The organism is Bifidobacterium tibiigranuli, assembly GCF_009371885.1.
Classification (GTDB): domain Bacteria; phylum Actinomycetota; class Actinomycetes; order Actinomycetales; family Bifidobacteriaceae; genus Bifidobacterium; species Bifidobacterium tibiigranuli.
Map to the genome: position 1 here is coordinate 18,516 of NZ_QLZA01000005.1, position 12,009 is coordinate 30,524.

The 12,009-nt window shown below is 58.1% G+C and carries 11 protein-coding genes; 3 read left to right on the forward strand and 8 right to left on the reverse strand.

The window, feature by feature from the left end:
• Positions 1–185: 185 nt before the first annotated feature.
• Positions 186–1,571: a phosphoglucosamine mutase gene (gene glmM / locus DDF78_RS05155; protein WP_152580816.1), complete on the forward strand. Its 1,386-nt coding sequence runs from the start codon at positions 186–188 to the stop codon at positions 1,569–1,571.
• Positions 1,571–2,224: a peptide deformylase gene (locus tag DDF78_RS05160; RefSeq protein ID WP_152580815.1), complete on the forward strand. Its 654-nt coding sequence runs from the start codon at positions 1,571–1,573 to the stop codon at positions 2,222–2,224. Before glmM ends, DDF78_RS05160 begins: the two co-directional genes overlap by 1 nt.
• Positions 2,225–2,442: 218 nt before the next feature.
• Here DDF78_RS05160 and DDF78_RS05165 read toward each other — a convergent pair whose 3' ends face one another.
• On the reverse strand, positions 2,443–4,224 hold the full coding sequence (locus tag DDF78_RS05165; protein WP_152580814.1) for a hypothetical protein: 1,782 nt from the start codon (positions 4,222–4,224) through the stop codon (positions 2,443–2,445).
• Positions 4,225–4,425: 201 nt separating this feature from the next.
• The gene (locus DDF78_RS05170) at positions 4,426–5,469 is read right to left on the reverse strand and encodes a Gfo/Idh/MocA family protein (RefSeq protein WP_152580813.1); all 1,044 of its coding nucleotides are present in this window, start codon (positions 5,467–5,469) and stop codon (positions 4,426–4,428) included.
• 200 nt (positions 5,470–5,669) lie between these two features.
• Here DDF78_RS05170 and DDF78_RS12105 point away from each other — a divergent pair, with 200 nt between their 5' ends.
• Positions 5,670–6,188 carry a very short patch repair endonuclease gene (locus DDF78_RS12105; RefSeq protein WP_272869820.1) on the forward strand — a complete coding sequence of 173 codons (519 nt, stop codon included), beginning with the start codon at positions 5,670–5,672 and terminating at the stop codon, positions 6,186–6,188.
• Here the strand turns inward: DDF78_RS12105 and DDF78_RS05180 are convergent.
• The 6 genes from DDF78_RS05180 to DDF78_RS05205 form a co-directional block, all read right to left on the reverse strand.
• Positions 6,166–6,957 (reverse strand): DUF4391 domain-containing protein, encoded by a 792-nt coding sequence (locus DDF78_RS05180; RefSeq protein ID WP_152580812.1) that lies wholly within the window; start codon positions 6,955–6,957, stop codon positions 6,166–6,168. The genes DDF78_RS12105 and DDF78_RS05180 overlap by 23 nt on opposite strands.
• A gap of 212 nt (positions 6,958–7,169) precedes the next feature.
• On the reverse strand, positions 7,170–7,886 hold the full coding sequence (locus DDF78_RS05185; protein WP_152580811.1) for a FadR/GntR family transcriptional regulator: 717 nt from the start codon (positions 7,884–7,886) through the stop codon (positions 7,170–7,172).
• Positions 7,887–7,946: 60 nt separating this feature from the next.
• The gene (locus DDF78_RS05190; protein WP_162000720.1) at positions 7,947–8,738 is read right to left on the reverse strand and encodes an amino acid ABC transporter ATP-binding protein; all 792 of its coding nucleotides are present in this window, start codon (positions 8,736–8,738) and stop codon (positions 7,947–7,949) included.
• Positions 8,739–8,740: 2 nt separating this feature from the next.
• On the reverse strand, positions 8,741–9,574 hold the full coding sequence (locus tag DDF78_RS05195; protein ID WP_152580810.1) for an amino acid ABC transporter permease: 834 nt from the start codon (positions 9,572–9,574) through the stop codon (positions 8,741–8,743).
• Between the two features lie 17 nt (positions 9,575–9,591).
• The gene (locus DDF78_RS05200) at positions 9,592–10,464 is read right to left on the reverse strand and encodes an ABC transporter substrate-binding protein (RefSeq protein WP_152580809.1); all 873 of its coding nucleotides are present in this window, start codon (positions 10,462–10,464) and stop codon (positions 9,592–9,594) included.
• A 341-nt stretch (positions 10,465–10,805) separates the two neighbouring features.
• Positions 10,806–11,840, reverse strand: a complete 1,035-nt coding sequence (locus tag DDF78_RS05205) for a bile acid:sodium symporter family protein (RefSeq protein WP_152580808.1) — start codon at positions 11,838–11,840, stop codon at positions 10,806–10,808.
• Between the last annotated feature and the right edge of the window lie 169 nt (positions 11,841–12,009).

Sequence of the window (12,009 nt, forward strand, 5' to 3'; positions counted from 1 at the left end):
TTGCGATGCGTGAAAACGTACGCTGCGAAAATGAAACACGGCAACACCGTCTGTAATCCCCATTCACAGCACGCCAAATGCGATGGAACCGGGCACATCTGGCGCCGAGGTGTCGCTTGGTGCGTGGTCTTGGGTACGATGGTGACTTGCATTGTAGTCAGGAAACTTAAGGATAAGAGAGATACATGCCCAGGATGTTCGGCACCGATGGTGTGCGAGGTTTGGCAAATAGGGTTCTGACGGCGCGGCTGGCGCTTGACTTGGGCGATGCAGCGGTGCGCGTCCTCGGCGATCCCGACACCAGAGACGACCGGCCGGAAGGACGGCGTCGTGCGCTGGTCGGCCGCGACACGCGCGTTTCCGGCGATTTTCTCGCCTCGGCCCTGTCGGCTGGCATGAGCGCCGGCGGTTTCGACGTGATTGACGCCGGCATCATTCCCACCCCTGGCGTGGCGTTCCTCACCTCGGTGCTCAACGTCGAAATGGGCGCGGTGATCTCGGCCTCGCACAACCCGATGCCCGACAATGGCATCAAGTTCTTCGCGCGTGGCGGCTTCAAACTCGCCGACACCAAGGAAGACGAGATCGAGGCGCTGCTCGGGCAGGACTGGAACAGGCCGACCGGGGCTGGCGTTGGCCGCGTGAGCCATGACACCGCCACCGCCACCAACCTGTATATCGACCATCTGGTGGACACCATAGCGCCTATCGGCCCGGACAAAACGCAGCCCAAGCCGCTCAAGGGCCTGAAAATCGTGGCCGACTGCGCCAATGGCGCTGCTTCGGTCGTCGCGCCGGAAGCTCTGAGAAGGGCCGGCGCTGAGGTCATGGTCATCAACGCCTCGCCGGATGGCTACAACATCAATAAGAACGCCGGCTCGACCCATCCTGAGCAGTTGCAGGCCATGGTCAAGGCCTCGGATGCGGTGATGGGCGTCGCCTTCGACGGGGACGCCGACCGGTGCCTTGCCGTGGACGAAAACGGTGACATGGTCAATGGCGATCAGATCATGGGCATTCTCGCGCGCGCCAAGAAGCACGCGGGCAAGCTCAACCATGACACCCTGGTCGTCACCGTGATGAGCAATCTGGGGCTGAAGCTCGCCTTGGCCGATATGGGCATTGCAACCGTGCAGACCGGCGTCGGCGACCGCTACGTGCTCGAAGAAATGCTGCGCGGTGATTATTCGCTCGGCGGCGAGCAGTCTGGCCATGTTATCAACCGCGCATTCGCCACGACTGGCGACGGCACGCTCACCGCACTGACACTGTGCAACGAAGTGGCTTCCTCTGGGCGCAGCCTGCGCCAGTTGGCCGCTGACTTCCCGCAGCTGCCGCAGCAATTGGTCAACGTGCCCAATGTGGACAAGGGCGCGGTCTCCGGCAACGCCGCAGTGCAGGCTGCTGTCGAGCGCGAATCGAAGCTGCTGGGCGACACTGGGCGCGTGCTGCTGCGGCCCAGCGGCACCGAGCCGCTCGTGCGCGTGATGGCCGAAGCCGGGACGCAAGCTCAAGCCGACGAGGTCTGCGCACGTCTCGCTGCAGTGGTCGCCGAAGAACTAGCGTTGTGATGTTCGGGCGCAACGCGAAAGTCGACGTCGAACTCAACCGTGACGTCGAAGGGCTCCTGCACGAGGCAGGCAAAGACCGCATCCTGCCCATCGTGCAAATGGGGGAGCCGGTGCTGCGCCAGCCGTCCGAACAATACGCGGGCCAGCTAAGCAAGCGCACGCTTGCCAAATTGCTCGACACCATGCGCGAGACCATGCTGGAAGCGCCCGGAGTCGGGCTGGCTGCGCCGCAGATCGGGCTGGGACTAGCCATCGCCGTAATCGAAGACCACCTGCGCGACGACGAGGACGATCCGCGCGAAATCGGCGAACTGCCGTTCCGGGTCATCATCAACCCGTCGTATGAGCCGGTCGGAGCCGAAACGCGCAGCTTCTACGAGGGCTGCCTGAGCTTCTCCGGCTATCAGGCCGTGCGTCGGCGTTGGCTCGACATCACCGCGCGCTGGCAGGACGAGGGCGGCAAGCGCCACGAAGAACGCATGCATGGCTGGCCGGCCCGCATCTTCCAGCACGAAACCGACCATCTGAGCGGCGAAGTGTACATCGACAAGGCCGAAATCCGTTCCTTAAGCAGCGACGACAACCTCAGCGACTTCTGGGCCGAGGATCCGGTGCCGACCGAGGCCGCCGAAGAGCTTGGGTTTACGATTTAGCGAAGTTTTTTTTGGGGGGGGGCTTGGCCTCTCTCGTACATCACAACACAAGGCCTACTGCCCCTTTTGGGCCTCTGGCTCAGGATAACCGTTACGAAAAGGGCATCGGAGAAGAGGCTCTGCCCCTTTCGTGACGCTCGTTGCGGTTTGGCGTCACAAAAGGGGCATTATCCCTGGAATCCAACGATGAGAGCGGGGCACCATCCGACCTTTAATCCTTAACCCTCCGCCTCAAGCAGCGCATGCAATGCCTGCGCGAGCTTGGCTCTGGCGGGGTAGTGCTCCACGAGCTTGCGTGCAATGGCTTGCGCTTCGTTCATGCTGAACACCGACGCATACTTCATCAGCGACTTGGCGATATGCTGATACGCGGCCTGCCGTGCCGGCATTTCGCCCTCGTAGCTGCCGTCCATGCCGATAGGACCTAGGATGATGTGTTTCGCTGTCTCTGGTTTTGCTAGTGCAATGGTTTTCGCCAGCTTCGTGCGAGACTTGGGGAACTGGCGTGCGTAGCGCCAGGCTCGTTCGCCGAGCTTTTCGCTGATGAGCAGATGCTCATAGGCCATATTGCGCGTGAAATGCTCGCGGCCATCGTCATATTCCTCAAGAATCAGCTCGACCTGACGAGGCCAATTGTCCCCGCTCACTGCACGCAGTCGTGAGACGTTGAAAATCTCGTCGGAATCGAAAGCCTCAACCACGCGCTCGCGATAGAGCTCGCACAGCTCCTCGCGCCGCCCCAAAGCCTGCAAAGCGGCCTCGTGTATGGACTCCCACTCGTAGGGTGCCGCATCGGAGGGGATGATCATAAGCTGCTGGTTCGGGTCGTCGCGCATCACTGACTCGCTGAAGTCCAGCAGCTCATGCCAGCGCTCCTGCGCGATGAGCCGGGCGGCATAGGAATCCGCGAAAGGCTCCATGTCGTGATGCTCGGCGAGGAAGCGGTCTGCGGCCTCGCCTTCGCCGCTCAAGCGCAGCAGATCGTGGCGCAGGAAGAGCATTGTCTGCTCGAAATGCATATGCACCAGTTCGATCGGGTAATCCACCAGATCGCCGTCCGCATTCTCCATCAGCCCGCTGTCCAGATCGGTCTGCACATCCGTTTTGGCCTGGTGCAGCATGCGGTCCATCGCGCCCGACGCCTTGTCCAGCGCATCATAAGCCAGTACGCGCGTGTCGTCCCAGCGAGCGAAGGGCAGCGCGCAGGAAAGCAGCTCGACCATCTGCGTGGGGTTGAGACGGAAATCCTCGCTGCAAACCACATCGAGTATCGCCTGCAGCGACGCGGTGCCAGCGATCGGATCGGCACTGCGCGCCAAGGACTCGAAATAGACGCGAATATCCTGAATCAGCCGTTTGAGGAAGACGAAGCCCTCGTCTTCACGATCAGCGATGCTGCCGATGAATTCCGCTGTGATTTCAAGCGCCGCCGCAAGATTCGCGGCCGCGTCCTGCCAATGGTCGCTCATCATCGCATTGCCCGCCACGGCCTGCACGCCGGACAAGGCCCGCGTTTCGATATGGAAGGTGGGCAGTGCGGCCTGACGCATCGCATACCCTTCCGGCGTGAGCTGCGTATCGGGCACGGATGCCGCGAGACTCTGGAAGTACCAGTCAATCGGCGCTCTCATGATGCTGCGCGCCTGATCGAGTGGCGCTACCGGTCCGGACAGTCGCGTGGCGTCGCATTCGGCTGCGAGATCGTCAAGGACTTCGTTCCACAGAAACGTGGGGCTGTCATCCTCGGTTCCGAGCGGCCAGCCGGTGGCGATGAAATCGCGCAGGATGTCGACCTCATCATGGGGTAGCATGCCGGTATCGCCTTTGGCGTCTGTGTTGGCGGAGGTATTGGGGGAGTGCCCATAATCGGCGTCGTGACGTGCGTTCCCGCGCTCGAGGGCACTGCCGCTCGGATGCGCCTGCGAAGCGTGATGCCGTTTGCTGTCGTCGGTACGGTCAGCATCGTGGCCGTCGCTGAATTCGGAAGGGTGGTATGTCATGATCGGTCATTCCTCCGTTCCGGTGGCTGATTGCCGATAATTGATTCCGTCCCTACCAGCCTACCGAATCCGCGTATCGTCCTGTATCGCTCCGGGCGCACTGCACGGAGTGTCACTGTGTAATGGAATAACACCGTGTAAAAGCACTATGTGGGAATCCACGTGAAAAGACTGACAGATAAGACCGCGGAATGCTTCAATCTATTCGAAGGGATACTTCAAACCCCACTGACTGCGAATCCGGTCCATGAGCCGCATGATGCGCATCGTGTCGGCGTAGGGCATTTCGGGGCATTCGCCTTTGCCATCGAGAATCGTGTTGGCGGCGGAGGCCACCTGATACTCGTAGCCGGTCAGCTGCTCGGGAACGTCGTGACGCTTGACGAGTCTGTGGTTGGGGTCATAAACGTCAATCGACGCCACGTTGTTGACGTTCTCGCACACGAGATATCCCTTGGTGCCCCAGACGGAGGCGCTGCGGTCAGAGACGGAGACCATCGAGCTGTCGGCGATGCCTATTGTGCCGTCCTGATAGATGATGGTGGTGGAGCTTTGCGCGTCGACGCCGCTTTCGTGGCGAATCATGGCGGTGTTGATTCGCTTGATCGGGCGCGGCCCCATGACCATATCGATGAAATTCAGCGGATATACGCCGACGTCGAGCAGCGCGCCGCCAGCCAGCGCCGGGTCGATCATGCGCGCCTTGCCGGACACTACATAGCCCAGATTCGCGCTCACTGTGCGGACTTCGCCAATCGCGCCCGAAGCTATGATGTCGTCGATGATGCCACGCGAGGGCATATACCGCGTCCAGATGGCCTCGGTGCACAGCAGCTCGATTTCGTGTGCGACATCCAGCAGTTCCTGCGCCTGCGAGGCGTTGGCGGTGAAAGATTTCTCAACCAGCACATTCTTGCCGGCTTTGAGACATTGGATTCCCTGCTCGGCATGCAGGCTGTGCGGCGTGGCGATATACACCAGATCGACTTCCGGGTCGGCCAGCAGCTCCTCGTATGAACCGTAGGAAACCGGGATATCGTATTGCTTGGCGAAGGTCGCCGCCCGCTCGCCATCCCTCGCGGCGACCGCATAAGGCGCGACGAGATTGGCATATCGGGGGTCTTCGGTCATGGCGTTGAGCGTTTCGGCCATATGATGCGCGATGCGCCCGGCACCGAGTATCGCGACATTCACCTTCAGGCCGTCTCGTTCGGCCTCGGTGCGCTTGCCATTGAGTCTGCTCATCATTCCTCCTTGAATAGTAGGGTCGTGATTCCATTCTAGGAATTTCGCTTTACGTTTTGATCCTGCGAGAGATAATGGGTGTCGTGAATGAAGCTGAGGAATCCATCGTGCAAGGCGAGACGCCAGATAGCGGGGGAGCGTTGTCATCAACTGAGGAAGTTGAAGCGATAAAGGCGGTTTCACCATCGCAATCGGCCAGCTTGTCAAAGCCTAGATCGGCCAAGCGCAAGAAGAATCGCAAGAAAAGCCTTAAGAAGGAACGCAAACCGAGGGAGCGTGCAGAAAAGTACGCACGAGGCACGCGCAGCTACACGATGTCGCATATCCACGGCAAGGATACAGCCATCGAAGTGGAGGTGCGCCGTTACCTGTTCTCGCGCGGATTGCGTTTCCGCAAAAACGACAAGCGCTACCCGGGCCATCCCGATGTGGTGCTGCCAAAATGGCATGTGATCGTTTTCGTAAACGGGTGCTTCTGGCACGCCCATGAGCACTGCGCCAAGCACACGATGCCCAAATCCAACGTGGAATATTGGAGCGCTAAACTGCTGCGCAATCGCGAGCGTGACCACGAACAGCATGCGAAGCTTGCTGCGATGGGCTGGCGCGTAATCGATGTCTGGGAGTGCGAGCTTGAGAAAAACGTACGCGAGGAGAGGCTTACACGGCTGTACGACGAGATAACGGAAGAAGCTACTACTCAGCTTCCAGCCGACTGATTTCGACGCGCAGCTTGTGCAGCTTGGCGTAGAGTTCGTTGCGCTGCGCCGGTTGCTTGGCCCGGGCGTGATCCTTGACGAGTTTGGCTTCGTCGGCGCGTAAGGATGCGAGGCTGTCGCGGTTTGCTATGCGTGCATCGAGGTCGTGGGCGTCAGTGCTGCCGAGGACGATTTGGGCGCTGAGACTTTCCCATACTTCATCGAGCGTGGTGCCGGCAATCGCGAGTTTGGCCTTGCTGCTTGGCTGATAGTCGCTGACGAATACCCTGTTGGTCCGGGGGCGCCCCGCCTTGCCGGGCATCGCGTGCTGCACCGCGAAAGCGCAGGATTCGCCATGGGACGCTGCGGATTGTGATTCTTGGTCTTCACCGCCATCAGACTGTGACTCTTGTGGCTGCGACTCCTGGGCTTCCGCTGGCACCTCGTCGCTCACGCAGACAAACACGATGCCAGAACGCCGCATCCCAGCGATATGCTCGATGACTTCTACCGGAGCATTTGCGCCCCGATGCTGAATCCCGATGACCATGACCTCTGCAGGCCCTCTGCCCTCTGGGGCCGCAGCGACGCCGATGGTATTCGGCCGCAGCAGAGCCAGTATGGTGATGCCCTCGACGTCGTTGGCGAAACGCTGCTTGAGCTTGGCTGAAACTGGCGTCCTTGCGGTGAACATCTGCTTGGGCAGCGTGCCCTTCGCCTCGGGAATGGCGCAGGAAACGGGCAGCCCAAGAGAGAGCGCCGAAACGGAACCACAATGTGCCACGGTCATCAGCGGCCTTCTTTCCAAGCTGTCTCACCGGTTTCAACCCGCGCCGGTCTTATTGCCCCATCGTATACGCGATCACAGCCCGCGCGATTCCCTTGGCGCGTCCCCAACGGTGGAAGAGCCCTACTGAGAACTAATTAATGCGCGCTAATAGGTCCTTGATACGCTGCTATGTTTCGTCCTGCTTGACTTTGTGCACGGTTCTACCAACCTTGTCAAATATCTTTGTCCACCGTTTTCACAACGTCGCCGACCTCTTGCAAATGCCGTTGCATAGCTTCTTCGGCACCTTGTGCGTCGCCTTTTCGGATACAGTTGAAAATTCTGACATGGCCGTCAAGCGACAGTTTGCGTCTGGACATGGTCTCGTGCGTCTTGCCACGTGTCTCCTCTGTGGCTTCGTTTACGAATTCCAGCAGTGCCGCAACCAGAGGGTTTCCAGTGCTTTTGGCGATGGCGAGATGGAATTCCATATCCATTTTGAGAGATTCGCGTGGTTGCATCCTTGGACTCGACCGTTCAAGGATGGTGCTCAGCGTAATCAAATCGGACGCCCCGGCCTTGCGTGCGGCCAAAGCAGCCACATGAGGCTCGACCATATTGCGCAATTCGATGATGTTGTCCCACTCAGGAAGCACTTCGCTGAACTTTGCCTCGATGGCCTTGGTTGTTTCGTCGGAGCCGAGCACAATCGTGCCAGCTCCCCATCGCGTGGCGACATGATTCTTCTCGGCCAAGATTGCGATTGCGTCGCGCAGGGTATTGCGGGATACATGGAAACCTGCAGCAAGTGTGCGCTCGCTGGGCAACCTCGAGCCTATTGGGTAATCTCCCTGCCATATACGTTGTTCGAGCAAGGCGGCGATTTCCGCAGACTTTCCCATGCCTGTCTTTAGGAAAACGTCGCCTCCTGCGTTGCCGGTCTCTTTCATGGCTGTCCCCTCCAATCAATCCATCATTATGCACTGACTGGAAAGTATAACCCAATTGGTTCAGACCACTTTGGCGAGAAACTCCCGCGTTCGTGCATTTGTCGGATTATCTAGCACCGCTGCGGGTGATCCCTGCTCTACGATATGACCGTCGGCCATAACCACAATCCGGTCCGCCACTTGGCGGGCGAACGCGATTTCATGGGTGACGATGACCATAGTCGTATTGCCTTCGGCGACGAGATTCTGCATAACTCCCAGAACTTCGCCGGTCATTTCAGGATCCAATGCGCTTGTCGGCTCGTCGAACAGCATAAGCGCAGGATGCATCGCCAAAGCACGCGCGATGGCCACACGCTGCTGCTGGCCGCCAGACAAGGAACGCGGATGCTGATCCATGCGGTCGCCAAGGCCAACCTTGTCGAGCAGCTGGGATGCCTCCGCTATGCTCTGTTCTTTGGGCCGCTTCATGATGCGAACCGGTGTGTGCCAAACGTTTTCCAGCGCCGTCATATGGGGGAACAAGTTGAAATGCTGGAACACGAAACCGATGTTGCGCCGCTGCTCAGCAAGATGCTTGTTGTCCTTGGTGTAGGCACCTGATTTCGTGCGCTTGTATCCCATGCGGTGTCCGTCGACATACATCTCTCCTGATTCGAAAGAATTCAGCAGATTGATGGTGCGTAGGAAGGATGTTTTCCCGGCACCCGAAGGACCCAGCAGCACCACGACCTCGCCTTTTTTCACGTCGAGCGAGACATCACGTAGAATAACATTGTTGCCGCGAGCCATAGAAATATTGCGTGCGCTGACGATGGTGTCGCCGTCAGGCAGCTTGCTGTCGGAAATCATCGTTACGCCTCTTTCGATTCAGATAATTCAGAACGTTTCACTGCAAGACCCGGCGCGTTTGTTGCGGACTTGCGTGAAAATACTGACAAGATAGAGGAGAAGGCCTTGTGCAGCATGCTTTGCGCGGGGATGCCGAGTTGTCTGCTCAAATGGCACTCTATTTCGTTCTGCACAATCGTCCAGACCGTGGTGAGCAGCAGATAGTAAACACCGGTGACCAAGAAGATTTCGAAGGTCTTGAAGGTCGCCGAGCTGACGGATTGTGTGACCAGGAACAACTCACTCACGCCAATAATGCTCAGCAGTGACGTGTTCTTCATCAGGGTGTTGAACTGGTTACCTAGCGGGGGGATCATGGTACGCACGGCCTGCGGCAGAATGATGTAGCGCATCGAGGAGAAGCCGGTGTGGCCCAGCGCCTTCGATGCCTCGGCTTGCCCTTCGGGAACGGCGGTTATCGCGGAGCGGATAATCTCCGAGACATACGCGCCGTTGTTCATCGTGAGTCCCACGATCGCAGCGCTGACTGAACCTGCCACGACTAAACCGAGGGCATGCACGTCCTGGAACTTGTAGATATTCGCCGCCGCGAGGCCCAGATAAATCACTACGAGAACTACCAACAGCGGTATACCTTGCATAATCCACACATACACAGCGGAAATTGTGCTCAGAACCCGGCTGTGGGACAGACGCATCAATGCAAGCACTAGACCGAGCACCACGCCAAGGGCCATCGCGAGGATGGAGATGACCACCGTCATCCCCAAGCCGGCAAGATACACCGGCGAGGGATGAAAGAGGCTTTGCCAGAGAAAGGCCCAATCAAAACGCATATTGTGATTCCTCTCGACTAGAACTTGTAGGCCAGGCTGGACATGTTCCACTTCTTGAGAATTGCGTTATAGTCGCCGGACTTGTTCATCGATGCAAACGATGCCTTGATGGCGTCGCCGAGCTTCGTGTTGCCCTTGGTGACAGCGGCACCGACTGTGATCGAGCCGAATTCCTTGCCGACCATTTCGAAGGCATCAGGCTGCTTCGACTGGTAATACAAGACCACTGGCGTCTCTCCGACGTAGGCATCCACTTGGCCGTTGACCAGCTGCTGCACGGCTGCGGTGGTCTGATCGGTCTGCACTACCGTGAGTTTGGACTTATTATCTGCAGTGCACTGCTTGGCCTGCGCTTCGGCCTGCAGCGTCGCTGTTTTGCCGACCGCGGCACTGACTTTCAGTCCGCACAGACTGTCATCCATACCGGTTACATTCTTTGGGTTGCCCTTTTTCACGGCGACTTCGGAGCCGGACATGAGATAAGGAATCATGTCAACGACTTTTTCGCGTTCCGGTTTGATATAGAGCGAAGACATGATGGTGTCGCATTTGCCCGCTTGCAATGCAGGAATTATTGAGGCGAAAGCGATATCTTGGAACTTGACTTGAAGACCAAGATCCTTGGCGATCCATTTCGCCATCTCGACTTCCGCGCCAACTGGGTTGTTGGCGGAATCATTGAAATAGGTTGGTGGATTGCCAGTGCTGAATGCAGCGCACACGGTGAGTACGCCGTTGGTCTGAATTGCCGGTGTCGAGACTTTCGCCTTTGCCGTACTTGAGGAAGAGGCTTCGGATGTTGACGAAGAGGAGCCGCAGCCCGCGACGAGTGTCAGCATAGTTGCGGCGGCGAGGATAGATCCCGCGATTGCCTTGAAATGGCTTTTCATGTTTTTCTCCCTTTACTGGTTCAATGAATGGACCACGGTCAGGGTGACATATCTATGTTTACAACAATGTTATGGAATGTTTCGAGAAGTTTTCGGGCAAGTGGTGCAATAAATATACCAATGAACCAATTTATGAGGTCGCGATTTTGCGCTGCTTCATCCTTGGAGCTTTGAAAAAGGGGATTTGAGAAGTGGGAGTTAAACGAAACAGGGACGCGGAGTGTGCGGGAAGTCGAGAAGAATCCAGGGACAAAAAAGTGGGGGAGGAGATAAATCTCCTCCCCCACAGGAACTGCATTGTTGCGGAAGAGCAAACGTCATGCCGCAAGCAGCTCCATGTTTCAGGCGGTCACAGCCGCTGCGGCACCTGCGTGCTCGGCTTCGGCCTCAGCCGAAGCACCCGCATTCTGCGCAATCCCGAGCTTGTCGTCGTGCTTGCGCCACCACGCCGAGAGCACGGAGCCGGAGATGTTGTGCCACACGCTGAAGAAGGTGGAGGGGATCGCTGTAATCGGGGCGGCGGCGAAGGAGGTCAGGGCCAGAGTGGCGCCCAAGCCGGAATCCTGCATGCCCACTTCGAAGGTGATTGCCTTCTGCTGCGCGTATCCGAAGCCCTTCGGATAGACCTTGTACATGAGTCGGGAGAAGCCATAACCGAGACTGTAACCGCATAGATTGTGCAGTATGACTACCGGAATCGCGAGCATGGTGGCGGCGCTGAAGAGCTTGGCCTGGTTTGCGGCGACCACGACGCCGATAATCAGCAGAATTGCGACTTGCGAGACGATGGGCAGTGCAACCGTGACCTTTGCGATTTTCTCCTTGAAGATCATATGGCAGATCACGCCCAGTGCAATCGGCAGCAGCACGACGGTCAGCGCGTTGATGAGCAGCGACTGCCACGGGATCGCGACGTACTTCGAGGCGAGCAGCTGCATGAGCAGTGGAATCATGAAGGGGGCGAGCAGCGTGGACAGCAAGCCGATGGAAACGTCGAGCGCGACATCGCCGCGTGACAGGAAGCTCATCACATTCGACGACGTGCCAGATGGGCAGCAGCCGACGAGGATGACGCCTACGGCCAGCGGTCCTTCAAGGCGGAAAATCCAGCACAGCAGCACGGCGACAAGCGGCATGATCACGTAATGGGCGACCGTGCCGACGATGACCATCAGCGGCTGCTTGAAAATGCGCGCAAAGTCCTCAAGCGACAGCGTCAGCCCCATGCCGAACAGCACGATGCCGAGCAGATATCCGGTGTAGCTTTTTGCCCACACACTGGTGGCGGGCACGAAATAATTGAATGCAGCCCATGCGATCACGATAAGCGTGAACCATGTGGTCAGCCAGTCGGCGACCTTCTTCACTGTTCCCATTTCTTGACATTCCTCTCTTGTGACATGTGTCACAAGGACATATCCTAAGGGCAGCCATGCCATTATGCCCGCGCGTCTCATGTTGTGAACGTTATGCGGGGCGATATTTGGGAAGGCATAAAAGAAAATAGGGTATGGGGCCGGGGGAGAAATTAGGGTGCCAGTTCCC

What these genes read in the sequence shown, in the direction of transcription:
- glmM (WP_152580816.1), top strand. Translation starts at nt 186, where the DNA reads ATGCCCAGGATGTTCGGCACCGATGGTGTGCGAGGTTTGGCAAATAGG.
- DDF78_RS05160 (WP_152580815.1), top strand. Translation starts at nt 1,571, where the DNA reads ATGTTCGGGCGCAACGCGAAAGTCGACGTCGAACTCAACCGTGACGTC.
- DDF78_RS05165 (WP_152580814.1), bottom strand. Translation starts at nt 4,224, where the DNA reads ATGACATACCACCCTTCCGAATTCAGCGACGGCCACGATGCTGACCGT.
- DDF78_RS05170 (WP_152580813.1), bottom strand. Translation starts at nt 5,469, where the DNA reads ATGAGCAGACTCAATGGCAAGCGCACCGAGGCCGAACGAGACGGCCTG.
- DDF78_RS05180 (WP_152580812.1), bottom strand. Translation starts at nt 6,957, where the DNA reads ATGACCGTGGCACATTGTGGTTCCGTTTCGGCGCTCTCTCTTGGGCTG.
- DDF78_RS05185 (WP_152580811.1), bottom strand. Translation starts at nt 7,886, where the DNA reads ATGAAAGAGACCGGCAACGCAGGAGGCGACGTTTTCCTAAAGACAGGC.
- DDF78_RS05190 (WP_162000720.1), bottom strand. Translation starts at nt 8,738, where the DNA reads ATGATTTCCGACAGCAAGCTGCCTGACGGCGACACCATCGTCAGCGCA.
- DDF78_RS05195 (WP_152580810.1), bottom strand. Translation starts at nt 9,574, where the DNA reads ATGCGTTTTGATTGGGCCTTTCTCTGGCAAAGCCTCTTTCATCCCTCG.
- DDF78_RS05200 (WP_152580809.1), bottom strand. Translation starts at nt 10,464, where the DNA reads ATGAAAAGCCATTTCAAGGCAATCGCGGGATCTATCCTCGCCGCCGCA.
- DDF78_RS05205 (WP_152580808.1), bottom strand. Translation starts at nt 11,840, where the DNA reads ATGGGAACAGTGAAGAAGGTCGCCGACTGGCTGACCACATGGTTCACG.